Source organism: Pedobacter sp. AC190 (assembly GCF_979258025.1).
On the sequence record NZ_OZ409824.1, the window covers coordinates 594,977 to 621,859 of the forward strand.

Below are 26,883 nucleotides of genomic sequence, written 5' to 3' on the forward strand. Positions count from 1 at the left end.
TAATTATAGAAATGCATTTTGCAAATTAAACCCTGGATAGTAGCAGAAACCCATCATTTCTAAACCTTGGCGTAGCGGATACCTGCCTTGAGCGTAAGGCCTGCAGGCGTATGAGCAAAGCAAAGGGCTAACATTATGTGGATACACAGGTTTTGCTTTTCAAAAAAATCGGTCCTCTATTTCTCCACAAATTCAATAAAAAACTTTTGAATTGTTATTTTTGAGCCTCAAAAAAACAGGAGCCGATTTGGATTATTTAGAAGGATTAAACCCACAACAAAGAGCAGCAGTAGAGAACACTAAAGGACCAGTAATGATTGTTGCGGGTGCGGGTTCGGGCAAAACGAGGGTAATTACGTATAGGGTTGCCCATTTGATTCAAACTGGAACCGATCCTTTTAACATTTTGGTTTTAACCTTTACCAACAAGGCGAGTAAGGATATGCGTGAGCGTATTGGTAAAGTGGTTGGTGCTGAGGCGAAAAACATTTGGATGGGTACTTTTCACTCTGTTTTTGCGAAAATTTTGCGTGTTGAAGCGGAGAAAATTGGTTATCCAAGCAATTTTACCATTTATGATACCGATGATAGCAAAAGCGTTTTGCGTGCCATTTTGAAAGAAATGCAACTAGATGATAAACTTTATGCGGTTAACTTCGTGTTCGGAAGGATTTCTTCGGCCAAAAATAATTTGATTTCGTGGGGTGAATACCAGGCTAACGACCAAATTCAGGCGGAAGATATTCAAAATAAACGTCCGCTGATTGGACAGATTTATGAGCAATATGCCAAACGTTGCTTTAGGGCTGGCGCCATGGATTTTGATGATTTATTATTCAAAACCAATATTTTACTGAAAGAACATACGGATGTTTTAAATAAATACCAGCAAAAATTTAGGTATTTGATGGTGGATGAGTACCAGGATACTAACTTTTCGCAATATACAATTGTGAAAAAACTGGCTGCTGCTTATCAAAACATTTGTGTGGTAGGTGATGATGCGCAAAGTATTTACGCTTTCCGTGGAGCGAATATTCAAAACATTTTGAACTTCGAACGCGATTATCCTGATTTAAAAGTTTACAAATTAGAGCAAAACTACCGCTCTACTCAAAATATTGTTGATGCAGCGAGTAGCATTATTGCGAACAACAAAAATCAGTTAGAGAAAAATGTTTTCTCTGAAAATGCCGAAGGTGATCGAATTAAGGTTGCACGTGCTTTTACAGATAATGAAGAAGGCAAATTGGTTGCCGAATCGATTATTCAGGAGCGTACAACAAAAGGTTACAAGCATAGCGATTTTGCTATTTTATATCGTACAAACGCCCAAAGCAGAGCGATGGAGGAAGGTTTGCGCAAGCTGAACATTCCTTATAAAATCTACGGTGGTCAATCTTTTTACCAACGCAAAGAGATTAAGGATTTAATTGCCTACTTCCGTTTAACCTTTAATCCGAAGGATGAGGAAGCGATTAAAAGGGTGATTAACTATCCTAAACGTGGAATTGGCGATACTTCTATTGATAAAATTATTGTTGCGGCAGATCAAAATAATGTAACGATGTGGGATGTGATTTCCAACGCACATCAATATGTTGATGGTCGCTTAGCAAACCAGTTGAACGATTTTTCGATGATGGTTCAAAGCTTTCAGGCGGAAGCAAAAAAGCTTGATGCTTACGATTCGGCTTTGTTTATTGCGCAACACGCTGGTATTTTAAAGGAACTTTATACCGATGATAGTGTTGAAGGCAGGGCGAGATATGAAAACATCCAAGAGTTGTTAAATGGTATAAAAGAGTTTGCCGAGCGTGAGGATATTGAAGAGAAAGGTCTGGATATTTTTATGCAAGATGTGGCGCTTTTAACCAATGACGATAAGGATGGCGATAAAAACAAGGATACGGTTTCGTTAATGACAATTCACTCGGCCAAAGGATTAGAGTTTAAAAATGTATTTATTGTTGGGTTGGAAGAGAACCTTTTCCCATCGCAAATGTCGGTTAATTCGCGTTCTGACTTAGAGGAGGAACGTCGTTTGTTTTATGTAGCCATCACGCGAGCCGAGATAAAACTAACCATTACTTATGCCACCTCTCGCTATCGCTGGGGAACTTTAACTAACTGTGAACCAAGTCGCTTCATTAACGAAATTAATCCGCGGTTTTTAGAATTGGAAGTTAAACCTGCTAAAAGCAATATGATTGAGGGCAGTTTTGATGATGAGCGTAAAACATGGACTTCGCAACCGCGTGATTTCTTTAGTAAACCGAAACCTGCAAGTACAAGTTCTGCTCCTCCTCCACGCCCAAAAACTACTTCATTACTGGCAAAGGCTCACGTGCCTACGCCTGGTTTTGCGCCGTCACAACCACATGAATTTCAAGGCGGTATGGAAGTGGAGCATGAAAAGTTCGGTTTCGGAAAGATTATTAGTTTGGAAGGCGCTTTGCCTGATGTTAAAGCAACGGTATTTTTTCAAGGACTGGGTAATAAGCAATTGTTACTGAAGTTTGCGAAATTGATGATTGTGAGGTAAGTATCTTTTTGCAAAAAATTTTATTTGCTACGGAAGCACGGAATTAGGTTTTAATTTTTCGTGGATTCTTTGCCTCCGTGACAATCTATATTTAAATCTTTCCATGTAGGTTTCTTTTTTGCTTAAAATTTGTTTGCCACGGAAACACGAAAGACACGGAACTAGGGTTTAATTTCCGAGGATTCTGTGCCTCCGTGGCAATTTATATTTAAATATTTCGAAGTAGGTTTCGTCTTTTTGCTTAAAATTTGTTTGCCACGGAAACACGAAAGACGCGGAACTAGGTTTTAATTTCCGTGGATTCTGTGCCTCCGTGGCAATTTATATTTAAATATTTCGAAGTAGGTTTCGTCTTTTTGCTTAAAATTTGTTTGCCACGGAAACACGAAAGACACGGAACTAGGTTTTAATTTCCATGGATTCTGTGCCTCCGTGACAATCTATATTTAAATCTTTCCATGTATGTTTCTTCTTTTGCTTAAAATTTGTTTGCCACGGAAACACGAAAGACACGGAACTAGGTTTTAATTTCCGTGGATTCTGTGCCTCCGTGGCAATTTATATTTAAATATTTCGAAGTAGATTTCTTCTATTTGCTAAATATTTATTTGCTACGAAAGACATGGAATTGGGTTGTAATTTTCCGTGGATTGGGTACTTCCGTGGCAATTTTTTTAATCGTACTAATTAATCTTCGTCCACTCTGTGAAACCTTTGTGCGCTCTGTGGCAAAACCTTGTCCTTAGAAGTTAACCCCTATTTTGAGTTTGAAAAAGCCCAAAATTATCCTTATTATTGAGACTGTTTCTCCCGCAGAAAAACCATGCAGCTTACTCGATTAGAAATTAAAGGATTCAAAAGCTTTGGCGACAAAGTGACCATCAATTTTAATGAGGGCGTTACAGCTATTGTTGGACCAAATGGTTGTGGAAAATCGAATGTGATTGATGCCATGCGATGGGTTTTGGGCGAGCAAAGCACCAAAGCTTTACGTTCTGAAAAGATGGAAAACATCATCTTCAATGGCACCAAAAACCGTAAACAGGCACAACTAGCCGAAGTTTCGTTGAGTTTTGATAATACCAAAAACATCCTGCCTACTGCTTATTCTCAGGTTACAGTTACCCGAAAACTATATAGAAATGGCGATAGCGAATATCGTTTAAATGATGTTCAATGTCGTTTAAAAGACATTACCGATCTATTTTTAGATACTGGAATCGGTTCGGACAGTTACTCAATTATCGAATTGAAAATGGTTGATGAAATCATTACCAATAAGGAACACAGTCGACGTTCGTTATTTGAAGAAGCATCAGGAATTTCGAAATACAAGCTACGCAAGAAACAGACATTCAATAAATTAAAAGATACTGAAGCGGATTTAGAACGTGTGGATGATTTACTTTTCGAGATAGAAAAGAACCTGAAAACCTTGGAAAGTCAGGCGAGAAAAGCTGAGCGTTATTACAAATTAAAGGAACAATACCGCGAATTGAGCGTTCAATTGGCTACCCATCGAATTGCCTTTTTCCGCACCGATTTAAATGCTCTGGAAACCCAAGAGCAAAGTCAGCAAATTTTGAGAATTGAATTAAACACCAAGATTGATACGCAGGAAGCTGAACTTCAAAAAACTAAATTGGAAAGTATTCATCAGGAAAAAAATCTATCCATTCAGCAGAAAGCAACCAATGAATTGGTTTCTAAAATTCGTGCTTATGAAAGCGAGAAGAAGGTAAAAAATGAGCAAATGCGTTTTTTACAGGAAAAAGAAGGGCGTTTGAGTGGAGAACTGGAGAAAGATAAAAATCAGGTTAACCACATTAAATACAATATTAAGCGTTTAAACGAGGAAGTTTTAACAGAAACGGAGGTTTTTAATAAAGTCGAATCAGATTTAAAACTTCTTAAAACTTCTCTTGATACTCTTCGCGAGCAACAACAAATAGAGAAAAACAGGATTGATAATCTGGTAAAATCGGTTAACGATTTGCAGAATCAGGTTTATCTGTCTCAAAAAGAAATCGATATTTTAAATATTCAAAAAGATGCTTTAATACAAGAAACCAACAGAAATGTTGGTGATACTGAAACCAAAACATCAGAATTAAAGGCTTTTGATTATGCTTTGGCGGAGCTAGATTTGAAAGTTAATGAAAGGCAATCCAACATTAAATTACTTAAAGAAGCAGAAGAAATCTTAAAAGAAAAACTGGCTGAATCGGAAGTTAACCTAAGCTCGAATAAAGAAAAACTTACTGCAGAAAATCGTAAAAAAGATGCTAAGCAGAACGAATACAACCTTACAAAATCGCTTGTAGATAGTTTGGAGGGCTTTCCCGAATCTATCCGCTTTTTAAAGAAAAATACGGCTTTTGCTAAAAGTGCTTTGCTCCTATCTGATATTTTGTTTTGTAACGAAGATTATCGAATTGCAATAGAAAATTATCTTGAGCCTGTAATGAATCACTATGTGGTCGATCGTTATGTAGATGCTGTTCAAGCAGTTAACTTATTGACCGACGCCAGCCGTGGGCGAGCTAATTTCTTTATTTTAGAAAATATTCCAGATAAAAACCCACAATTTGCTACACATGAAGGGTTGGTTTCTGCCCTTTCAGTTATAGAGGTAGATAAGAAATACCAGCAGCTTTGTAATTTGCTTTTGCAAAATGTGTACATCGCTATTGCAGAGCAAGAAAATATTTTCAAGAATGCGCCAACCGAAAGTTTGACTGTTTTAGCCAAAAACGGGAAATATGCGCAAACTAAATTTACGCTTTCAGGTGGCTCGGTTGGTTTATTTGAAGGGAAAAGAATCGGTCGTGCTAAAAATTTAGAGAACTTAGCTAAAGAAATTAAGCAATCCGAATCGCTGATTAATCAATATAATATTGCAATAACTACCGAAACTGAACAAATTTTAAATCTGAAAGAATCCTCAAAAATCAATCAGATTAATACTTTTCAGCAAGAATTAAATCGAATCAGTAACGAGCAAATTTCGGTTCAAACGCGTCGAGATCAATACCAGGAATTTATTACGACCAGCGAAAATCGAAAAACAGATATCGCACAGAAAATAGTTTCTATTGAAAAATCTTTATCAGAAAAATTACCAGCTTTGGTTGAATTGCAGAGAAAGCAACAACAAGATCATGTTAACCTGCAAGAACAGCAACTAAATTATCAAGATTTGGCTGATTTGGTAAATGAATCTGCTGGAAAATATAATCAGGATAATATCCGTTTCCATCAGCAACAAAATAAGCTTTCGGGTTTGGAAAAAGATTTGGATTATCGTTTTGTTCAGGAAGAAGCCTTAAATAAACGAATTGCTCAAAATGACAAGGAACTTCAGGAAACCTTAACCCAAATTACAGCTACTTTGCAACATACCGATTTAAGCGATGATACACTTTTAGAGATGTACCAGCAACGAGAAGATATGGAAAAAGGCTTGGCTGAATTGGAAAAGGAGTATTTTGAGCGTAAAGGCAATATCAACGAAATGGAAAATAGCCTCACAAATATTCGTAAAAATCGTGAGGAAACAGACTTTCTTTTAACAGAAATCAAGGACAAAAAGAATGCGCTTAAGATTGATTTAAATTCATTGAAGGAACGTTTGGCTGTTGAGTTTAACATCGACATAAACGATCTTTTAGAAACTGAAGCTGAGGTAGAAATTTTAGAAAGTGAGTTTGAGATTCGCCTGAAAGTAGAGAAAATGAAACGCCAACTGGATGAATTTGGTGCAATCAACTCCATGGCAATGGAAGCTTTTAAAGAAATGGAAGAGCGTTACGTTTTTATTCAGAATCAGAAAAAAGACTTGAATGCAGCCAAAACCGATCTTTTGCAGACCATAAAAGAGATTGATGATACCGCAAAAGATAAATTTATGCTAGCCTTTACCCAAGCTCGCGAACATTTTATTGTGGTTTTCCGTTCACTTTTCAATGAAGAAGATAGTTGCGACTTGATTCTTTCGGATGTAAATAACCCATTAGAAGCCGATATCGATATTATCGCCCGACCGAAAGGCAAAAGGCCATTATCTATTAATCAATTATCTGGGGGAGAAAAAACCTTAACCGCCACTGCACTTCTATTTTCACTTTATTTATTAAAACCTGCCCCATTCTGTATTTTCGATGAGGTTGATGCCCCGCTGGATGATACGAACATTGATAAATTCAACAACATCATCCGTAAATTCTCCGATCAATCGCAGTTTATTATCGTATCGCATAATAAACGTACCATTGCCAGTACTGATATTATTTATGGCGTAACCATGGTTGAACAGGGCGTTTCGAGGGTTGTAGCAGTTGATTTAAGGGAAGTTGCGGCTTAGGATGAAAGTATTAAAGTAAAAGCGAGAAACAGATTCCATTAACAAGCGACCCTATATCATAACATTGGTAAATTCAAATCTTTCTGAACTTCTGTCATGCTGTGGAACGAAGCATCTGCAGCCTATGAAACAGATGCGTCGTGCCTCAGCATGACAAAGCCTTATCTACGCAATACAGTAAAAAAACTACGTTTCCCTTTCAATATCCCAATAATTAATATCTTTAAGCCTTAATATTATAAAAAATGAAAATCCTATATATTATCCCCTTAGCAATGATGCTCAGCTGTTGTTCATCAGTTAAAAACCAATCTTCAACTGGATCAGGCAAATTAGATAACCAGCTTTTAAAAGATGTAGAAGTATTATCATCAGATGCCTACCAAGGTAGAAAAACAGGAACAAAAGGCGCAGAAATGGCAAGAGCTTACATCATCGAACGCTTTCAGAAACTTGGATTAAAATCTTATCCTCAGCACGTAAATTACGCACAGGAGTTTACGTTTAATTCAAGAGGTGGCGCAAAAGTTAATGGCACAAATGTAATAGGCTATATTCCTGGCAAAACATCAAACGTAATCGTGGTTTCAGCACATTACGATCATTTAGGCGTGGTTAAAGACGAAGTTTTTAATGGTGCAGATGATAATGCATCAGGAACTGCAGGCTTACTAAAAATTGCGGCATATTTCGCCAAAAATAAACCAACCAATACCATCATTTTTGCTTCATTCGATGCAGAAGAAATGGGTTTACAGGGCGCAAAAGCATTTGTGGCTAATCCACCAGTTAACATTAATACCATTGCTGTTAATTTAAATATGGATATGATTAGTCATAGTGATAAAGGCGAACTTTATGTTGCTGGTACATTTAAGTATCCTGATTTGAAGAAATATGTAGATACTACAAGAAAGGGAATCAAAGTTATTTTAGGTCACGATGATCCTAAACTTGGTCATGATGACTGGACTAACCAAAGTGATCAAGGCGCATTTAATGCTAAAAATATTCCGTTTCTATATTTTGGCGTAGAAGACCACAAAGATTACCATAAAGCAACCGATGAATATTCGACCATTACCAAACAGTTTTTCAGTGATGCAGCGAATGCAGTTTTAGATGTTGTTAAAAGTATTGATAAACAATCCGAATTACAGAAATCTTTAAAAGATAAAATGATTATGAAAAATTAATTTTATTTCTTCATAACGAATCTGAACCTGCTCATTTGGGCAGGTTTTTTTATGCCTTAGATTTTAAAAATAAAATTATATAACTGTAAATCAATATCTTAAAATTAAAACTACAAAAATAGTTTGTAAACTATAAATATAGTAGTAACTTCATTTAACCAAACTATAAAAATAGTTACTATGATAAAAGAACTCACAAAAGCAGAAGAACAGATTATGCTTATCCTTTGGGAAATGGAAGAAGCATTGGTAAAGGATGTAATCGAAAAGATGAATGAACCAAAGCCTGCTTATAATACGGTATCAACGGTAATTAGGGTTTTAGAGGGCAAAGGTTTTGTAGATCATAAAGCAATCGGTAATACGTACATCTATTTTCCTATTATTAAAGAAGCTGATTATAAGCGTTTTGCGTTAGAAAAAGTAATGAACAATTACTTTGAAAATTCTTACGAGAGTTTAGTCTCCTTTCTTGTAAAAGATAAAATCATGAGCAATGATGAGCTTAACGAAATCATCCAGCTTGCAGAAAAACTTAAAAAAGATAAATAATGAACTGGTTATATTATTTACTCGAAGCTAATCTATACCTCTCCATATTCTACGGCTTTTACAGATTGTTCTTGCATAAGGAAACTTTTTATGTACTGAACAGATATTATCTGATATTAAGCTCACTTATAGCTTTTTTAATTCCGTTCTTAAAACTGGGCTTTTTAAATAAAGACATTATTCAAAATGAACAGGTTATTTATCAGCAGATTCAAATAGATAAATCATTATTTACAGTTGAAAACATATTGTTATTCATTTACACATTAACGGCTATGTTTTTTCTTTCAAAAATGATATGGGGTTTAAGATATATCATTCACTTATTAAAGAAATCAGGAAGAAGAATTGAAAATGGCGTAACTGTAATCGAATTATCTAATACCAAAACGGCATTTTCTTTTTTCAACTTCTTGTTTATCGATCCTCAGTTACCTCGAAGAAATACTATTTTAAATCACGAAATGGCTCATATAAAGCAAAAACATAGTTTAGATGTGTTGTTTTTTGAAATAATAGGAAGCTTAAGCTGGTTCAATCCGATCGTTCATTTCTTAAAAAGCGACATTAAACTTTTGCATGAGTATTTAGCCGATGAAGAAACAACTAAAAATGGGATAGAAAAATATGAATATGCTATTTTTTTAATACAAAATTCTTACGGTGACCAGTCAATAAAATTTACTAATCAAATATTTAATTCATCAATTCTAAAAAGAAGAATAAACATGTTAAATCAGAAAAAATCGGCAAAATGGGCCAGGCTCAAATTGTTACTTGTATTACCAGCTACAGGACTTATGCTTTGTACTTCTACAATGGCATTTACTAAAGATTATGGAGTTGTTGATTTGTATCCGAAAAATATTCACAAATACGCTGCTAGTCCGCAAGATAGCCTGAAAAAGAAAAAAGTTAAAGAGATTACAATTTTACCTGCTCCACCAGCACCAGGCCAAAAATCGAAGGTAAAAGGTATAAAACAGGTGCCACCTCCACCACCTGTTGAGCCAATAGCTCCACCTCCGCCACCAAAAGAACCAACTAAACTGAGACTAAAAAAAATCGCTCCACCTCCACCGCCAATTGAGCCAGCGCCAAAGAAAAAAGTTAGCAAAAGTGATGTGATATCGGGAACCACAATTACTATAGAAGAACCAGTTATAAAAAAAGTAAAAGGTATAAAATTAGCCCCATCACCACCGCCAATTGAATCTGCACCTAAAAAGCAAGCTGGTACAGACGATGTAATTTACGGAGATCCAATACCAGGAACTAGGTAAAATTCATTAGAACCTAGAAAAATTTAAAAACTAAATCTAAAATTATGAGCTGGCTATATTATTTACTTGAGGCTAATTTGTACCTCGTATTATTTTATGGATTTTATAAGATAACCCTGCAAAAAGACACTTTCTTTAAATTAAATAGGTTCTATTTAATTACAAGCTCAGTTTTAGCTTTATTTTTTCCATTCATCCAATTAGGGTTTTTAAAAAAACCAATTCTGATCCTGAACGATTTAATTGTTCAACCAAGTGCATCTGAACCTCAATATTCTGATATTTTACCTTTGCAGGAGGTAAAGCAAGATTTTCTAACGGCTGATCATATTGTGTTTGCAATATATATTTTAGTTGCTTTTTCATTACTTATAAAAATGATTTTAACGATCAAAAACATTGTTAAAATAAAAAATCAGCCATCAATAACCCTGGAAAACGGAGTTGAATTAATTGAATTGAAAAATTCAAAGATGGCATTTTCTTTCTTTAATATAATCTTTTTAGACCCTCATTTACCTGACAGACATACCATTATTAAACATGAGTTAGCGCACATTAATCAGAAACACAGTTTCGATGTTTTATTTTTTGAGATTTTACAAATTGTAAATTGGTTTAACCCCACTCTACATTTCCTTAAAAAGGATGTAAAACTAATACATGAATACTTGGCTGACGAAGAAACCACTAAGGCAGAAATCGAACGATATCCCTATGCGATGTTTCTTATTCAAAATTCTGTTGGCTTTCAAAATTTTAAACTTACTAACCAAATATTTAGTTCATCTATTTTAAAAAAAAGAATTACAATGCTAAATCAAAAAAAATCGGGTAACTGGGCAAGGCTCAAAATGCTAATTCTTTTACCTCTAATTGGCGGGGTACTAGCCTTATCAACCATGGCGTTTACAAAAGACTATGGTGTATTGGATTTATATTCACATGCATTGGTAAAACAAGACACCATAAAAGCTAATAGTATAATTGAAGGATTAACGATTCTAGATGAAGGCACAAAATTTACTTTAACGTTTAGATATAATGACTTACTAAAAAAGGGTATGCCAGTATCAAAAAAACTCTTTATTGTAAATGGTAAATCGATTGAATCTGGAAGTATTGGTGGTGTTGAAAATGCAGATTATTTTATAGATTTAGATTCGGAGAATGGAATGAAAAAATACGGCAAAAAGGCTGAATTTGGGGCAGTTGAAGCTGTCGGAAAAAACATAAAAATTCTAAATGTCCCTTCTCCACCGCCTCCTGGAAAACCAATTGATTAATTAGAATATCGACTAGACTTACTGCGGCACATAAACCACATATTTAGTTTCAAAGAAATCTTCTTCAAAATAAGCTGAAAGCGGATATAATTCTGCTTTCAGTTTCGATTCTTTAATTTCTTCGGCTAAATCGCCTCCCTTTAAATATAAAATTCCATTTGGAATTGCATTTAAAGATTCCTTTTTAAACTTTCCCTGAATCCAAGGATAGAATTCACCTAGGCGAGTAACCGCTCTGGAAACGACGAAATTGTACTTATCCTTAAGTTGTTCTGCCCTTAAATGATCGGCTTTAACATTATCTAAACCTAAAGCAGAGGCAACTTCTTTAACAACCTTAATTTTTTTCCCAATAGAATCTACTAGGTGAAACTGAGTTTCAGGAAATAAAATAGCTAAAGGAATACCTGGAAAGCCACCACCAGTACCCACATCGAGCACACTTTCGCCAGCTTTGAAAGTACAAACCTTTGCAATTCCAATTGAATGGAGTACATGACGTTCATACAATTCTTCGATATCTTTTCTTGAAATTACGTTGATTTGGGCATTCCAATAACTGTATAAATCAAAAAGTTGCGAAAACTGTGCAATTTGTTTATCAGTTAAGTTATTAAAATATTTAAGAATTAGGTCTGGTTTAACTTCAAGCATAATGGTGGAGCCTTAAAATGGCTGTTTAATTTTATTTCCAACTAACTTTCTTTTTGCCGAACATGGATAAAAATCCATTTAAAGTTAAAAAGAAGAACAAAAGTATATCTAATATCGGGAACCACCAACGTAAATCTCTATAATTTAAACGGTTTAATAATTTCGGGTAAATCAGGCATCTGATGAGGATACTAAATCCAAGAATTCCTGCAGCAATATATCTCGTTTCGAGACTAAAAAACATACAAGCTGCAAAGGCAGCATAAAACATAAACTGAGCAATAATTTGCAGACTTAAAATAAATTTGTGTTCTGACTTGTAAAATTTACCTGCTCCAAAATGGCGCTTTTTCTGTTTTAAATAGCCACTCCAGGTTTGATTTGGTTCGCTCCAAACCTGGCTTTCTTTATTGATCCTAATTTGTGTGTTATGTTTATTTGCATGCGCATTTACAAATAAATCATCATCGCCCGAAGGGATGTGCATATGAGCTGCAAAACCTTTATTTTTGAAAAATAGTGATTTCTTGTAAGCCATATTTCTACCAACACCCATGTACGGCATCCCTTTTAGGGCAAAAGAAAGATAGTTTACGGCAGTAAAAAATGTTTCGAAACGAATAAGTGCATTTAGCAGGCTTCTTCTTTTTAAATATGGAGAGTAGCCCAAAACAATTTCAACATTTTCGTCGGTAGGCTGATGCATACCCAACAGCCAGTTATCGCTTTCAGGTATACAATCAGCATCAGTAAAAACCAGCCAATCGTGTTTTGCAGCTTTTATTCCCATAGTTACGGCAAACTTTTTACCTGCAATGAATTTATCGTTATCTAAAATTTTAACAACTTTTAGTTTTGAGTATTGCTTTTCTAATTGCTCTAAAAATTCTTCAGTACCATCCCAAGAGCGATCATTAACAACAACAACCTGAAAATCAGGATAATTTTGATTTAAAATGCTTGGCAAATATCTTTCAAGATTTGTAATCTCATTTCGTGCACAAATAATTACACTTACTGGCTCTTTTGCCGTTTCAGGTATTTCTTCAACACGGACCTGAGCTAATTTTAAGTGCACAAAAAGCACATAATAGAGCTGTACAAAAAGACAAAGAACTAAAATAGAAAGTAAAGAAATTTCGGGTATGGATAATATCACAACGTTAAAATAAACAAGCGCAAATTTCTCATTTTTAATCTGTAATACGCTTTTATTTTGATAAAAAATTAAACAAAAATATACCCTCTTATTTTCTTATTTTTGGCAGATTTTTGTGACGAGAAAAACACCATATGAAATTTACTTTAAAGGCTAACGATCCGCTTTCTAAAGCCAGAGCGGGCACAGTTACAACAGCCCATGGCGAAATACAAACACCAATTTTTATGCCTGTGGGTACTGCTGGAACGGTTAAGGCTGTTCATCAACGCGAATTAAAACAGGATATTGATGCGCAGATTATTTTAGGCAATACCTATCATTTATACCTTAGACCAGGATTAGACACTTTAGAAAAAGCTGGTGGCCTGCATAAATTTATAGGTTGGGATCGCCCAATTTTAACTGATAGTGGTGGTTATCAGGTTTATTCTTTAAGTAAAGTACGAAAAATAAAAGAAGAGGGCGTAACATTTCGTTCGCATATTGATGGTTCTAAGCACCTTTTTACACCAGAGTATGCAATGGATATTCAGCGTACAATAGGTGCAGATATTATAATGGCTTTTGATGAGTGTACACCTTATCCGTGCGATTACACATATGCTGCTGAATCCGTTAAAATGACGCACCGTTGGTTAAAACGTTGCTGTATTCATTTTGATAATACACAACCAAAATATGGTTTTGATCAAACTTTATTCCCTATTGTACAAGGTTCTGTTTATAAAGATTTAAGAATAAAATCAGCAGAATTTATTGCAAGCATGGGAAGAGCGGGTAATGCAATCGGTGGATTATCGGTGGGAGAACCTGCCGAAGAAATGTATGCAATGACTGAAGTTGTTTGCGATATATTACCATACGATAAACCTCGTTACTTAATGGGTGTTGGTACGCCGATTAACTTGCTCGAAAACATTGCACTTGGTGTTGATATGTTTGATTGCGTTATGCCTACCAGAAATGCCAGAAACGGCATGTTGTTTACTAAAAACGGTATTATAAATATTAGAAATAAAAAATGGGAGCAAGATTTTTCTCCAATAGAAGCTGATAGCGATTTACATGTCGATTTAGTAACCAGCAAGGCTTATTTACGACATTTAGTACATAGCAAAGAAATGCTTGGCGCACAAATTGCTACCTTGCATAACCTGCACTTTTATCTTTGGTTAGTTAAAGAAGCTCGGGAAAAAATAATCAGCGGAGAGTTTTACGAATGGAAAAACCAAATGGTTAAAGTATTGGGCAATAAGCTATAAAATGAATTTAATAAAGGGCAACATAAAAATTATCGACCGCTATATTATTGGCAAATATCTGGGTACATTTGTATATACACTCGCTATTTTCGTAATTATAATTGTTGTATTCGATCTATCTGAAAAACTTGATGATTTTTTAAAAAGCGGATTGAGCTTTTGGGGCGTATTAACTAAATACTACGCTGGCTCTATTCCTTTTTATATAAATATGCTCTCGCCCCTTATTAACTTTATTGCGGTAATATTTTTTACGGCAAAAATGGCCGACCAAACTGAAATTGTGCCTATTTTAAGTGGTGGCGTTAGTTTTAACCGATTCTTGTTTCCTTATTTTATATCGGCAAGTATTATATTTTCGGCAAATCTAGCGTCGAATTTGTATATACTGCCTTATACAAATACGCTAAAAAATACCTTCGAAAATACCTACGTTAAAAGAAACGACCCTTCTACGAAATCAAACATCCACATGAAACTGGATGATAAAACTTACATATATATTCAAAGTTTTGATAACAAAACTAATTACGGCTATCGTTTTTCCTTAGATAATTTTAATGGCGATGTATTGGTAAAAAAGATAGTTGCTGATAATATAAAATGGGATTCTACTAAGCGAAAATGGCAGTTAAGCAATTACTCTATTAGAAAAATTGATGGTTTAAAAGAGAGCATGATTTATGGAAATGGAAAGCTAAAAGATACAATCTTGGATATGCGTCCTGATGATTTTTCGGCATATGATAACGTAGTTCAAAACCTTTCTACCCCTGAATTGGCCGAGAAAATCCGTAAAGAAAGAACCCGCGGAACAGGCATAATGAACGACTTAATGTTTGAGCAATATAAACGCTATATCCAACCATTATCAGCCTTTGTGTTAACCCTTATCGGTGTCGCATTATCATCACGAAAAGTACGTGGTGGCGTTGGCGTTTCGCTTGGTATTGGCATCTTCTTAAGCTTCGCTTATATTGTATTTAATCAATTCACTCAAATGTTTTCTACCAAAGGCGGCTTACCTCCTTTTATAGCAGTTTTATCCCCAACAATTGTATTCGGTTTGTTAGGTTTGTACCTACTCAAACGTGCACCAAAATAACATGGAAGCCAACAAAAAAAACCTCCTTATTCTTCATCTTACTGTTTTTATTTGGGGCTTTACTGGCGTACTTGGAAAAGTAATTTCTATTGATGCAGTACCTATGGTTTGGTACCGAGTTTTAATTGCTACATCAACACTTTTTGTCTGGTTTTTATTAACCAAAAAGAATATAAAAATCACAAAAAAACAGTTTATACAGTTTTTTTTAACTGGCGGAATCGTGGCTATCCACTGGATTTTTTTCTTCCACGCTATCAAAGTTTCTACCGTTTCTGTAACCCTAGTTTGCCTTTCATCCTTCACTTTATTTACTGCAATTTTAGAACCTTTAATTAAAAAACAGCCTATTCACATGGGCGATATTTTAGTTGGATTGTTAATTATTGTTGGTATATACATGATTTTCAAATTTGAAAGTCAATACACTTTAGGAATAATTTTTGGCCTTTTAGCCGCAGTTGCTTCCAGTTTATTCTCTACAATAAACTCTACATTTGTTCAAAAAAGCGAACCTTCAATTATCGGATTTTACGAACTCGTTGGAGGTTTATTTTGGATAACCTTGTATCGTTTATATGATGGTTCATTATTAAATACTCATTTCAATCTTAACACAAAAGACTGGTTTTATATCGCCATTTTAGGCACGCTTTGTACGTCAGTTGCCTACGTTGCAGGTGTTTCTGTTATGCGAACTTTATCTGCATTTCGAGTTGCACTCGTAACCAATTTAGAACCAGTTTACGGCATTATCCTGGCCTTTATTTTCTTCAAAAATAAAGAGCAAATGACTGGCGGTTTTTACATCGGTGCCATTGTAATTTTGGCTTCTGTTTTCCTTTACCCTATCTATAAAAACAGGAAGAACAATCTTTAGTTTTCGATAAGCTCAAACACATTTTAACGGATTAATCTATTAGCCAAAAGGCAAGATATTTACCATTGAATGTAATAGAAAAAACTTCGGTTTATGGAACAATTCTAAACACCTCCAACACACCAATTTTGTAATATGCTTACAAACATTACGACCCTAAAAAGCTCGGTTTTAAAGCTAACCAAATTAATTAGAAATTGAGATATCCCGATTAAAACGGAGTATTTAGTTCGCCCTTTAAGCGATTTATTTTCCTTAATTCGAACCAATAATTAGTTCAAATTACTACTCATAAAGCTGATAAAATTGCAACAAATAGGTGGTTGTAACAACAGGTGAGTTAATTTCAAACTGAAAGTCTTAACCTCAAAAACACAACCACAAAACACTAATAATCAGCAAATTAATAACAAAAATGGATTTTAGCTATAAAGTCAACAAATCACCTATTAGAAAGCGAATATTGCAGAGAAATTCAATTAAAGAGGCTGAAACGAGCATATTTTGAGACTAATATTTGGTATTTTATATACATTTTATCAAACATACAGACTCTTAACAGTATCAAAAAGAGGCTGGATTGTAAGAGGAAAAAAGGCTTTTGAAAGTCGAAACCATCAAAATATCTGGCCTAAAAAACAAAGCAAAATACCTACGGGTCACATTCATTTTAACCAAATATCATGATTATCCATTGAGCAGTAACTCTATCGAGGCCCGATTAAATTAACGCCATTTAGTCAGATATAATTATTCTACTCCAAATTTTTTAAGCTAAAACTATGAGAATAGCTGAATAAAAAAAGGAAAAATACATCAGTTGATGCGACGAAAAATCATCAATTTTCAACAAAAAAATTTGCGAAACCAGTCATCTTTACAAGCCTTTATCTTCATTTTTTTTAAATGATAATCCCTAATAAAGTCAGCTTAATTAAGTTGAAAAATTCGATTAAAAGCTCAATATTTTAAGGCTAAAAAATAAATTCTGATTTCCAATTTCCGTAACCTAAACTCACAAACGGAGTGAAAAAATTTAAGGAAAATCGATTAATAAGTGTAAATTAAGGGCATAAATTAATGGATTAAAAAAATACTGTATTTTGATGTAAAAGCAACAATTACCACACTATTTAAACTACATTAAAATAAAATATCGCAATTCATATAAAATACATAACAAATTGAAAAACAATAAATTAAATATTTATAAATAAAGTTAAAATTTACAAAAATAGAATCTTTTAAAAAATAAAAAACTAAGTATTTTAGCAAACATTTTAGATGAACACAATAAAACATAACAATAAACTATTTTTCAGATACTTACACGTATTTACATTAAGCTTTATTTCATCATCAGTTTTTGGGCAAGTTTTCAGCACTGCACAAAACCCACTTAGTGTAAAATGGAACTACATTCAATCGGGAGGCTTTAAAATCATCTACCCAAAAGAACTGGAAAAAGAAGCACAAAGAATGGCCAATACCCTACCCTATATCTATCCCAAAATAGGACTAAGTTTAAGACAGCAAAAAGCATCCATTCCGCTGTTGTTGCAAAACCAGGGAACCATAGTAAATGGCTTTGTTCAGTTAGGCCCCAAGAAGTCGGAATTCTATACAACTCCCCCACAATATTTCGACAGTCAGGATTGGTTAAACAACCTTGCTATTCATGAGTTAAGACACATTGCACAGTTTGACAAATTGACAGGAACACAAGCACGCCCTTTCCCCGAGCTGGTTTATTTCGCTTACTTCGGAGCTGGCCTACCGATCTGGTTTTTTGAAGGAGATGCAGTCGTAAACGAAACCGCCTTAACCGAATCAGGACGAGGAAGACAACCAAAATGGATTATGCCTTTTCGGACCTCACTTTTGGGTGGCAAAAAAATTTCTTACAGCAAAGCATATTTTGGCTCGAACAAAGACGTAACTCCTGGCTACTATCAAACTGGATTTTTAATGGTTGCCGATATGAAAGAAAAATACGGCCAATTCATTTCTGATAGCTTACTTGCCGACATTAGAAAAAGGCCAATCAGACTTTATCCGTTTTCGCAGAGTTTGAAAAAATTTACTAGAGAAAACACAAAAAAATATTTCTTATCAACTCAGGAAAAGTTAAATAAAAACTGGAAAGCTCAGGAAGAGAAATTATCCTTTGAAGAGTATGAAAGCCTTAATCAAAAAACTTCATTAGCCACTAACTATTTTCTACCAACCCGACTGAATAAAAATCAGATTTTAGCACTTAAAGAAAGTAAAACAGATGCACGATATTTTGTAGTGATAAATGAGGATAAATCTGAACAAAAATTATTTGGAATAGGCTATCAGGAACAGCCTTGGTTTAGCCTAAAAAACAACCTCTTAGTTTGGGATGAAATTCGCTATGATCCGAGATACAAACAGAGAAGCTATAGTGTAATTTGCAGCTACAATTTAAAAACAAAAAAATTCAAAAAACTAAGTAGCAAAAGCCGCCTCTTCTCCCCTAGTCTTTCTGAAGATGGCAAGAGAATCATCGCTGCAAAAGTAGAACTTAACAACCAGTTTAATCTTGTTGAACTTGATGCCTCAACTGGCCAAATTTTAAAAACTTATCCCAACCCTAAAAATGAAATTTTGCAAACACCCAGTTTTGATAAAACAGGAATTAGAATTGCTTATATCAGCGTAAGCGAAAGTGGGAAAAGTTTGTGCTTAATGGAAGACAAAAAAAATACACGAGTCATTTCTAACAGCAGACAACAATTAAGCAGACCAATTTTTGTTGGCGACAAAATTGTGTTCAATGCACACTTCAATGGCATCGATAATATTTACAGCATTAATATCCAAACAAAGAAGATCAGTGCCTTAAGTGCATCGAGGTACGGAGCCTTTAATGCAACAGAAACTGAAGATGGAAAAATAATTTTTAACAATTACAAAATTAACGGATACGAAATCACTGAGAAGAAAATCTCTGAAAAACCTGTAGGCAAAAATGTATTTATAGATTTTACCGCAGCCGCAGAAAAACAAGAAAATGTGGGCAACGTTTTCAATAACATTCCAGATAGCGTATTTCAATCTAAACGGTTTCGTCATGGACTAAATCTTTTTAGTTTTCACAGTATAATTCCAGTAATCGATAACGAATATATTTTCGGCTTAGAACTTCAATCGAACAATTTATTAAACACCATGGATTTTTATTCGGGTGCAAAATACCATCGCGATTTAAAACGCTTTGAGTACACCGCAGATATTAGTTATAAAGCGCTTTACCCTGTTTTTAGTGTTGCGTATCGAAACCGACCAAAACGGACGTTCTACAGAGCTAAAAATGTGATACAACAAGGAGACTGGAGAGAGAACTTTGTTAAACTTAATGCATCACTTCCCTTCTCTGTAAACGCAAGAAATCAAAATTATTCTTTTTCGCTAAATGCGGCTACCAGTTTTACGCAACGTTACATGACAGAGAATATGCCCAGCAATTTTATCACTGCACTTAAATTCCCGATGGAGTACGGCGCCACGTTTAATCATAGTGTTCGTACAACAGAAAGAGATATTGCTCCAAAATGGGCTCAGATTTTTCGGGCAACTTATAACCATCAACCTTTCGATAAAAATCTTGGCGGTAAAATTATAGCGCTCGAAAGTTTCTTATATTTTCCTGGCCTTGCAAAAAATCATTCCTTACTTACAAGTTTCAATTACCAAAAAGCTACTGGCGTAAATCAATATGCAACAGAAATTTCAACGGTTTATGGCTACAACAATATTCTTGCAAGAACTAAACTGCAAAATAGTTTGCTTCTAAATTATCGTTTTCCATTTGCTTTTCCCGATTGGGAGTTGAGCTCACTGGCCTATGTACGTAACTTCCGAGCTGGTTTGTTTTGCCATTATGAGAACATTGGCATAGACACAAATATTGGCCAACCGAAAACTTATGGCGTAGAATTGAACAGTAGCTTAAACATTTTGCGGTATCAACCTGTTGTTGATGTGGGAGCGAGATTGGTTTTTGTTAACAAAATTTACAATCAAAATCCGATATTAGAGTTTTCATTTAATTATAGCTTTTAACCCATGAGCGGAAAAACCATCTTCATCATCATCCTAACGGCACTATTAACCATATTTTTGATGGTAAACACCGAACCTGTCGACTTCGACTTCCTCGTGTCAACTGTTGCGGTATCCAAACTTCTGGTAATCGGGATATGCATTATTATTGGTTTTATTATCGGTTTCATCGTAGGAAGACCAAGAAAAACAGTGAGTAGCTATGATGCTGAAATTGAAAAGCACCAACCTATTTCAAACAAAAAGGAGCTGAGTGACGAGGACAGGGATTATATATCCTAGGTGCAGAAAGGTTTACCAGGATTTTAAGGATTAAATGATTTTAGGATTAATAGTGTCCTCAAATCCAGATTCCAAAGTACTAATCAATAATTTCAGCAAAGTTCCAAAATATTATGCTTAAAAATAATTTGGCAGTGAATTGCAATGGATTAAAAATTTAATCGATATTAGTTTATCCCTATTTCTAAAAAGTAAAATTCAATTCTACTAAAATGAAATATGGCGATTTAACTGGAAAAATTATCGGCTGCGCTATGAAAGTACATGCAACTTTAGGCTCGGGCTTTCAAGAAGTAATTTATCAAAGAGCACTTGCGATAGAAATGCAAAAACAAAATTTAGGTTTTCGCAGAGAAATGGAAATGACAATCTTTTACGATAACATTCAAATCGGTGTAAGAAGAGTAGATTTCTTTGTTCAGGATACTATTATGCTTGAGTTGAAAGCTGTTTCTGAATTGAACGATATACATTTAAATCAAGCAATAAATTATTTGGAAGCCTACAATCTTCCAGTTGGCTTACTGATAAACTTCTGAAGCAAAAGTTTATCTTTTAAAAGAGTCTACAACACAAAGCATCCTGAAAACAGAAATCAGGATTAATGGAATCAGAAAATAAAATCCTTTAATCTTAATAATCCTAGTCAAAGACAATTAGCCCAAAGCGGTCATAATTTCGCCGTAAAGCAAACCACTTCCACCACCGTAGTGCTGAATAATTTTGATTTGAGGTTTTAAAGCAATTATATCGCTTCTAAGCGCTTTTTCACATTCAGGACTAATACCATTTCCTAAAAGCACCAAATCAACGTCTTGCGCTTTTAAAATAGATATCGCTTCCTCATCGGTACAAACGCAAATACCTTTCCATTCTGGTCGGGCATTAAGCAAGCGGTTCATCACAACAGTAATTTCTGTATCTCGGCCGATATAAAGTATGGTAGTTTGCATAAATTATCAAATAGTTTTAAATAGAATTGTCACATTGAGCTTGTCGAAATGTAAGTACATCGACAAGCTCAGTATGACAATTAATAATTGATTTAATTCAATTCCATCGGAACATCCATAAACAGCACCTCTGCATCTGCAGAATTTGCTTTAAAGCTGATGCTATCTGTATCCCAAATACCAATTGCATCTCTTTTGTTTAAAACCTGTCCGTTAATGGTAACTTCTCCGCTAATTACAAAAGCATAAACACCATTTCCAGCTTTTTTGATTTTATATTCAGTTTCAAAGTCAGCATCGAATTTACCTAAAGAGAACCAGGCATCCTGATGAATCCAAACATTATCATCGTCGGCATTTGGCGATAAAATTTGTTTAAAATTATTGTGACGAGCAGCAACATCTAAAGTTTTTTGATCGTAACGTGGTGCAACATTCTTTTTATTCGGAAACAACCAAATTTGCAATAAGTTTAACTGAACATCTTCTAGCGCATTAAATTCGCTGTGGCTAACGCCCGTACCTGCACTCATTACCTGAATTTCTCCAGCATTGATTACTGCCGAATTCCCCATACTATCTTTGTGCGCAATGGCTCCAGCTAGTGGGATGGTAATAATTTCCATGTTATCATGTGGATGCGATCCAAATCCCATTCCACCATCAATCAAGTCATCATTTAAAACGCGTAAAACTCCAAAATGCATTCTTTCAGGATTGTAATAATTAGCAAAGCTGAATGAGTGGTGAGCGTTTAACCAACCATGGTTTGCATGGCCTCTGGTGTTTTCTTTGTACAAAATAAACTGTGACATAAATTTCCTTTCTTGTTTATGATACAAATTTACTACAGGTTTTAAACCTGTGCATTGATGTAGGGTAAGTAATACCAGGATTTAATTAGATTTTAGGATTACAAGATTGCGGCGCTTAAATGCTATTTTAGTTTTGTTTTGCTATAACAGCATCGCTGTTGAGTCCTCGTAATACATCAAAAGCCATCCAATTTGCTTTTTTTGTTTGGTTGGGATAAGTTATTGTTAGCTATTTTTTTGAAGTATCAATTCCAAAGTGCGCCATTTTTTTTAAATATTCAGGTTTGCTGATGGCCTTTAGTTCGGAAAGCCTTTTTAATTTGTACTAGCCGAGAATACGCTGTCATACTGAGGAACGAAGTATCTGCAACCGATGAAACAGATGCTTCGTGCCTCAGCATGACAGAAGTTAATAAAAAGCTTGAAACAAAAAGCGGGGCTATCGAAACCGATGCCCCACTGTAATTGCTTTCCCTCTAAATCGACTAAGGTGGACATTAACTTTCTATCGCTCTTTGATATTGCTTTTCCACCTCGCCTGTAATTCCTCCTTTAGGGGGCTAGGGGGTTTCTAACGCCTGCTCAATATCTGCTAAAATATCATTAATATGCTCCAAACCGATGGATAACCGAATAGAACCTTGCTCAATACCAACAATATTACGCTCTGCTTCTGTTAATTTGCTATGCGTACTCGTTGCTGGATGCGTCGCAATAGAACGTGTATCGGCAAGATTTGCAGAGATGGAGAACATTTTCAAGCCATCCATAAATTTACTGGCGCCTTCAACACCACCTTCAACCACGATGGTAACGATACCTCCGCCCTGTTTCATTTGCTTTTTGGCAATTTCATACTGTGGGTGCGATGGCAAAAAAGGATATTTAACCAATTTAATTTTCGGATGTTGCTCTAAATATTCGGCCACTTTTAAAGCACTTTCACAATGGCGGTCCATACGCACAGCTAATGTTTCTAAGCTTTTAGATAAAATCCAGGCGTTGAAAGGCGACAAAGCTGGTCCGCTATGACGGGCGAAACCTACCACTTCAGCTATAAGCTCTTTTGTACCTAAAATAATTCCACCTAGAACGCGACCTTGTCCATCAATATATTTAGTTGCAGAGTGAATAGAAATATGTGCGCCTAATTTAATTGGCTGTTGAAGATACGGCGTTGCGAAACAGTTATCAACCACCAAAAGCTGATCGTGTTTCTTGGCCAAATCGCCCAGAAAAGCTAAATCGATAATATCAATTCCAGGATTTGATGGCGTTTCAACAAAAATCATTTTCGTATTCGGCTTAATCAAAGCCTCCCAGTCTTCTGGTTTATCTAAATCTGCATAATCGAAAGTTACGCCCCATTTAGAGAAAACATTGGTTAATAACTGATGCGTAGAACCAAAAACCGAACGACTGGAAACGATATGGTCGCCCGCTTTTAAAAATGCACCAAAGGTTGTAAAAATTGCAGCCATGCCTGTTGCGGTTGCAAAACCATCTTCAGCACCTTCTAATAGGCACATTTTTTCTATAAATTCTGAGGTATTAGGATTTGAATAACGACTGTAAACATTTCCTTCTTTCTCATTCGCAAATAAAGCACGCATTTCTTCGGCATCATCAAACTTATAACTCGAGGTTAAGTAAATTGGTGCAGAATGTTCTTTATGCGAACTACGTTCGGTTTGAGTGCGGATCGCTATGGTTTCAAAATTTTGGGATTTCATGTATAAAGTTGTAAGTTTTAGGTTCTAAGTAATAAGTTAAAATAAGGTGGGTTAATTTAGCTTAAACACAACTTATTACCTTAGTTGAGTATGTTAGATTATAAAAATGTAGGTAAAGTAATTAAGTTTAGCGCATGTGATACTCATAACTTAAAACGTATTACTTATCACCTTTAATTGTGTATGTAAAATTAATTTTTGCAGAGCGACCTAAAATATTCGACACAGAGCAGTACTTATCGAAAGTCATGGCCAGAGCACGCTCTACTTTTGCTGTACTTAAATCTCCATATAATTCGAAGTGAATTTCAATTACGTCAAAAATCGGCGGCATTTCTTCATCTTTTCGGGTAGCGTTTATAGCAATTTTAATATCATCAAGCGGTTCCTTTTGTTTGGTTAACACATTTACCATGTCAATTCCACTACAACCACCTAGGCCAACCAATAACATTTCCATTGGTCTGAAACCTTTGCCTTCGCCACCAATAGCAGCTTTTGCATCTAATTCAACAGTAAAACCGCTCTCGTTTTCTGCCTCGAAATTAAATTTTCCGCTCTTGCGGATTAGATTTATATTCATTTTTTAGTATTCAAGTATTTAGTATCAAGTATCAAGACATTTTGCTCAAACCTTTCTACTTTCAGCTTTAGTCTTTGCGCTTTCTGCCTTAACCTTTCAGCTCTTTTTAAATATTATAATAAACTAAGTTGTCTTTTTCCAGTTCAGGCAGTTTAACGGGTGCGTTAAAAATTGCAAAAACCGACGAACCGCTACCACTCATTAAAGCGAATGTAGCGCCTGCATCGTATAAACTGGTTTTTATTTGATGAATTTGGGGATATTTCGCGAATACCGATGGCTCGAAATCGTTGATAACCTTATTTTTCCATGTTGTTGGCGACAAATGTATGATTTCTTTTAACGATTGCAAAGGCTTTTCAGGTTTTACCAACGCATAAGCATCCGCCGTGCTCACATGTACGGGCGGTTTTACCAAAACTTTAAACCAGGCTGACAAATCAACTTCACATTTTTCAAATTCATCGCCTTTATTAAAAGCATAAACAGGTTTATTCTCGATAAAAAAAGCACAATCTGCACCGAGCTGACGGGCGTAATCTTCCATCTGAATAATTGATAAATCTAAACTGAATTTATCATTTAACAATTTAATGAGGAAAGCACAATCTGCCGAACCTCCTCCCAAACCTGCGCCTACTGGAATATTTTTCAACAAATTAATTTGCTGTGCAGGAATATCGAAATCATTTTTAATCAGCTGATAAGCTTTTACGCACAAATTATCATTCGCATTTCCAGGAATATCGATGCCATGAATTTTGCAGGAGGTAAAATCGGCATCGGTAATTTCAACTGAATCTTTAATATTGATCGGATAAAAAACAGTTTCGAGGTTATGGTAGCCATCGCTGCGCTTCTCTGTAATATTTAAGCCTAAATTTATTTTTGCGTTTGGAAAGGATAACATTTTCTAAATATCTAGCAATAAGTATCGAGGATTAAGATTTTCTTTCAATCGCTACAACACATCACAAACATACAAAAGTGTTTTTAGTGATTTATGTTTCTTAACAATTCTCAAGCTAAATTGAAGCGCAAAACCTGCAAACCAACTTTAAGTTTGTACCTGTGTTTCGCTTTTACGCTTCGCGTCGTCGTACCTCCTTGCTGCAGGGTAATCGCTGCACCCAGGGCTATACCCAAAATTTATACAACTATTAAAGTTTTTAAAAAACCGTAAAGCCCAAATCATTTCAATGTTAGTAAATTATTAGTGTGCATAAAAAGGAGCATCAACAAATCATAAATTTTAGATATTTGCAATTAATTATTTATTTAAGATTTTGGAAGTCCCGATTATTCGGGATTAAGGGTTATGAAACAATATTTAGATTTAATGCAGCATGTGCTGGATAACGGTGCACAAAAACACGACCGTACAGGAACTGGAACCATCAGCGTTTTCGGCTATCAAATGCGTTTCAATTTACAAGAGGGCTTTCCGATGGTTACCACCAAGAAACTGCACTTAAAATCTATCATACACGAATTAATCTGGTTTTTAACTGGAGATACCAATATTAAATACTTAAAAGATAATGGCGTTCGCATTTGGGATGAATGGGCTGATGAAGATGGAAACCTTGGCCCAGTTTATGGCTCACAATGGAGAAGCTGGCCAACTCCAGATGGACAACACATCGACCAGATTACCAACATTATTAACACCATAAAAAACAATCCCGATTCGCGTAGAATTATTGTTTCAGCGTGGAACGTTGCAGAGATAGAAAATATGGCTTTGCCGCCTTGTCATGCGTTCTTTCAGTTTTACGTAGCCGATGGCAAATTAAGTTGCCAATTATATCAACGAAGTGCAGATATCTTCTTAGGTGTTCCTTTTAATATTGCATCTTATGCTTTATTAACAATGATGGTTGCACAAGTATGTGGTTTAGAAGCTGGCGATTTCGTACATACTTTAGGCGATGCGCATTTATACAATAACCACATTGAGCAAGCACATTTGCAGTTAAGCCGCGAGCCAAAACCATTGCCTACCATGAAAATCAATCCTGATGTGAAAAGCATCTTTGATTTCAAGTTTGAGGATTTTACTTTGGAGAATTACGAGGCGCATCCGCATATTAAAGGTGTTGTGGCGGTATAACCCTCCTGCCCCTAAAGGGGGAGCTGA

At 35.2% G+C, this 26,883-nt stretch carries 20 protein-coding genes; 13 read left to right on the plus strand and 7 right to left on the minus strand.

The genetic code is table 11. From position 1 onward, the window contains the following. The first annotated feature begins 247 nt into the window (after positions 1-247). The 6 genes from ACZZZI_RS02675 (at position 248) to ACZZZI_RS02700 (ending at position 11,225) form a co-directional block, all read left to right on the plus strand. A complete protein-coding gene (locus ACZZZI_RS02675) occupies positions 248-2,545 on the plus strand; it encodes an ATP-dependent helicase (protein WP_316760120.1) in 2,298 nt (765 codons plus the stop codon). Between the two features lie 823 nt (positions 2,546-3,368). Further along, positions 3,369-6,908, plus strand: a complete 3,540-nt coding sequence (gene smc, locus ACZZZI_RS02680) for a chromosome segregation protein SMC (RefSeq protein ID WP_463488517.1) — start codon at positions 3,369-3,371, stop codon at positions 6,906-6,908. 245 nt (positions 6,909-7,153) lie between these two features. Continuing rightward, a complete protein-coding gene (locus ACZZZI_RS02685) occupies positions 7,154-8,104 on the plus strand; it encodes a M28 family peptidase (RefSeq protein WP_463488518.1) in 951 nt (316 codons plus the stop codon). A gap of 180 nt (positions 8,105-8,284) precedes the next feature. Then, on the plus strand, positions 8,285-8,656 hold the full coding sequence (locus ACZZZI_RS02690) for a BlaI/MecI/CopY family transcriptional regulator (protein ID WP_316759150.1): 372 nt from the start codon (positions 8,285-8,287) through the stop codon (positions 8,654-8,656). Beyond that, positions 8,656-9,939 (plus strand): M56 family metallopeptidase, encoded by a 1,284-nt coding sequence (locus ACZZZI_RS02695; protein ID WP_463488519.1) that lies wholly within the window; start codon positions 8,656-8,658, stop codon positions 9,937-9,939. The genes ACZZZI_RS02690 and ACZZZI_RS02695 overlap by 1 nt, the downstream gene beginning before the upstream one ends. Before the next feature lie 44 nt (positions 9,940-9,983). Beyond that, a complete protein-coding gene (locus ACZZZI_RS02700; RefSeq protein WP_463488520.1) occupies positions 9,984-11,225 on the plus strand; it encodes a M56 family metallopeptidase in 1,242 nt (413 codons plus the stop codon). A gap of 18 nt (positions 11,226-11,243) precedes the next feature. Here the strand turns inward: ACZZZI_RS02700 and rsmG are convergent, their stop codons facing one another. Together rsmG and ACZZZI_RS02710 are read right to left on the minus strand one after the other, a co-directional pair. Further along, complete coding sequence (gene rsmG / locus ACZZZI_RS02705; protein ID WP_316759161.1) at positions 11,244-11,879, minus strand: 16S rRNA (guanine(527)-N(7))-methyltransferase RsmG; 636 nt, start codon at positions 11,877-11,879, stop codon at positions 11,244-11,246. Between the two features lie 31 nt (positions 11,880-11,910). Beyond that, complete coding sequence (locus ACZZZI_RS02710; RefSeq protein ID WP_463488521.1) at positions 11,911-13,038, minus strand: glycosyltransferase; 1,128 nt, start codon at positions 13,036-13,038, stop codon at positions 11,911-11,913. A gap of 134 nt (positions 13,039-13,172) precedes the next feature. On the opposite strand from ACZZZI_RS02710, the gene tgt reads away from it, so the two are divergent. The 6 genes from tgt to ACZZZI_RS02740 all read left to right on the plus strand — a co-directional run bounded on the left by tgt (position 13,173) and on the right by ACZZZI_RS02740 (position 21,198). After that, positions 13,173-14,303, plus strand: coding sequence for a tRNA guanosine(34) transglycosylase Tgt (tgt, locus tag ACZZZI_RS02715; RefSeq protein ID WP_344764682.1), 1,131 nt, complete (start codon positions 13,173-13,175; stop codon positions 14,301-14,303). A gap of 1 nt (position 14,304) precedes the next feature. Continuing rightward, on the plus strand, positions 14,305-15,408 hold the full coding sequence (locus tag ACZZZI_RS02720) for an LptF/LptG family permease (RefSeq protein ID WP_316759168.1): 1,104 nt from the start codon (positions 14,305-14,307) through the stop codon (positions 15,406-15,408). A 1-nt stretch (position 15,409) separates the two neighbouring features. Then, positions 15,410-16,288, plus strand: a complete 879-nt coding sequence (locus ACZZZI_RS02725; RefSeq protein ID WP_463488522.1) for a DMT family transporter — start codon at positions 15,410-15,412, stop codon at positions 16,286-16,288. A gap of 1,284 nt (positions 16,289-17,572) precedes the next feature. Further along, positions 17,573-20,377, plus strand: coding sequence for a TolB-like translocation protein (locus ACZZZI_RS02730; protein ID WP_463488523.1), 2,805 nt, complete (start codon positions 17,573-17,575; stop codon positions 20,375-20,377). 3 nt (positions 20,378-20,380) lie between these two features. Beyond that, positions 20,381-20,659 (plus strand): lipopolysaccharide assembly protein LapA domain-containing protein, encoded by a 279-nt coding sequence (locus ACZZZI_RS02735; RefSeq protein WP_344764689.1) that lies wholly within the window; start codon positions 20,381-20,383, stop codon positions 20,657-20,659. Between the two features lie 212 nt (positions 20,660-20,871). Then, positions 20,872-21,198 carry a GxxExxY protein gene (locus tag ACZZZI_RS02740; RefSeq protein ID WP_463488524.1) on the plus strand — a complete coding sequence of 109 codons (327 nt, stop codon included), beginning with the start codon at positions 20,872-20,874 and terminating at the stop codon, positions 21,196-21,198. A gap of 117 nt (positions 21,199-21,315) precedes the next feature. Here the strand turns inward: ACZZZI_RS02740 and ACZZZI_RS02745 are convergent, their stop codons facing one another. The 5 genes from ACZZZI_RS02745 to ispE form a co-directional block, all read right to left on the minus strand. Continuing rightward, on the minus strand, positions 21,316-21,612 hold the full coding sequence (locus ACZZZI_RS02745) for a hypothetical protein (protein WP_463488525.1): 297 nt from the start codon (positions 21,610-21,612) through the stop codon (positions 21,316-21,318). Between the two features lie 92 nt (positions 21,613-21,704). Beyond that, positions 21,705-22,427, minus strand: a complete 723-nt coding sequence (locus ACZZZI_RS02750; protein WP_463488526.1) for a pirin family protein — start codon at positions 22,425-22,427, stop codon at positions 21,705-21,707. Positions 22,428-22,987: 560 nt separating this feature from the next. Beyond that, on the minus strand, positions 22,988-24,160 hold the full coding sequence (locus ACZZZI_RS02755) for an O-succinylhomoserine sulfhydrylase (protein ID WP_463488527.1): 1,173 nt from the start codon (positions 24,158-24,160) through the stop codon (positions 22,988-22,990). Between the two features lie 160 nt (positions 24,161-24,320). Then, positions 24,321-24,743: an OsmC family protein gene (locus tag ACZZZI_RS02760; protein ID WP_316759190.1), complete on the minus strand. Its 423-nt coding sequence runs from the start codon at positions 24,741-24,743 to the stop codon at positions 24,321-24,323. A 106-nt stretch (positions 24,744-24,849) separates the two neighbouring features. Next, positions 24,850-25,653, minus strand: coding sequence for a 4-(cytidine 5'-diphospho)-2-C-methyl-D-erythritol kinase (gene ispE, locus ACZZZI_RS02765; protein ID WP_316759192.1), 804 nt, complete (start codon positions 25,651-25,653; stop codon positions 24,850-24,852). A gap of 408 nt (positions 25,654-26,061) precedes the next feature. Here ispE and ACZZZI_RS02770 point away from each other — a divergent pair, with 408 nt between their 5' ends. Further along, complete coding sequence (locus ACZZZI_RS02770) at positions 26,062-26,856, plus strand: thymidylate synthase (RefSeq protein ID WP_109932413.1); 795 nt, start codon at positions 26,062-26,064, stop codon at positions 26,854-26,856. Positions 26,857-26,883 lie beyond the last annotated feature (27 nt).

What these genes read in the sequence shown, in the direction of transcription:
- smc (WP_463488517.1), top strand. Translation starts at nt 3,369, where the DNA reads ATGCAGCTTACTCGATTAGAAATTAAAGGATTCAAAAGCTTTGGCGAC.
- ACZZZI_RS02685 (WP_463488518.1), top strand. Translation starts at nt 7,154, where the DNA reads ATGAAAATCCTATATATTATCCCCTTAGCAATGATGCTCAGCTGTTGT.
- ACZZZI_RS02690 (WP_316759150.1), top strand. Translation starts at nt 8,285, where the DNA reads ATGATAAAAGAACTCACAAAAGCAGAAGAACAGATTATGCTTATCCTT.
- ACZZZI_RS02695 (WP_463488519.1), top strand. Translation starts at nt 8,656, where the DNA reads ATGAACTGGTTATATTATTTACTCGAAGCTAATCTATACCTCTCCATA.
- ACZZZI_RS02700 (WP_463488520.1), top strand. Translation starts at nt 9,984, where the DNA reads ATGAGCTGGCTATATTATTTACTTGAGGCTAATTTGTACCTCGTATTA.
- rsmG (WP_316759161.1), bottom strand. Translation starts at nt 11,879, where the DNA reads ATGCTTGAAGTTAAACCAGACCTAATTCTTAAATATTTTAATAACTTA.
- tgt (WP_344764682.1), top strand. Translation starts at nt 13,173, where the DNA reads ATGAAATTTACTTTAAAGGCTAACGATCCGCTTTCTAAAGCCAGAGCG.
- ACZZZI_RS02720 (WP_316759168.1), top strand. Translation starts at nt 14,305, where the DNA reads ATGAATTTAATAAAGGGCAACATAAAAATTATCGACCGCTATATTATT.
- ACZZZI_RS02725 (WP_463488522.1), top strand. Translation starts at nt 15,410, where the DNA reads ATGGAAGCCAACAAAAAAAACCTCCTTATTCTTCATCTTACTGTTTTT.
- ACZZZI_RS02730 (WP_463488523.1), top strand. Translation starts at nt 17,573, where the DNA reads ATGAACACAATAAAACATAACAATAAACTATTTTTCAGATACTTACAC.
- ACZZZI_RS02735 (WP_344764689.1), top strand. Translation starts at nt 20,381, where the DNA reads ATGAGCGGAAAAACCATCTTCATCATCATCCTAACGGCACTATTAACC.
- ACZZZI_RS02740 (WP_463488524.1), top strand. Translation starts at nt 20,872, where the DNA reads ATGAAATATGGCGATTTAACTGGAAAAATTATCGGCTGCGCTATGAAA.
- ACZZZI_RS02745 (WP_463488525.1), bottom strand. Translation starts at nt 21,612, where the DNA reads ATGCAAACTACCATACTTTATATCGGCCGAGATACAGAAATTACTGTT.
- ACZZZI_RS02750 (WP_463488526.1), bottom strand. Translation starts at nt 22,427, where the DNA reads ATGTCACAGTTTATTTTGTACAAAGAAAACACCAGAGGCCATGCAAAC.
- ACZZZI_RS02755 (WP_463488527.1), bottom strand. Translation starts at nt 24,160, where the DNA reads ATGAAATCCCAAAATTTTGAAACCATAGCGATCCGCACTCAAACCGAA.
- ACZZZI_RS02760 (WP_316759190.1), bottom strand. Translation starts at nt 24,743, where the DNA reads ATGAATATAAATCTAATCCGCAAGAGCGGAAAATTTAATTTCGAGGCA.
- ispE (WP_316759192.1), bottom strand. Translation starts at nt 25,653, where the DNA reads ATGTTATCCTTTCCAAACGCAAAAATAAATTTAGGCTTAAATATTACA.
- ACZZZI_RS02770 (WP_109932413.1), top strand. Translation starts at nt 26,062, where the DNA reads ATGAAACAATATTTAGATTTAATGCAGCATGTGCTGGATAACGGTGCA.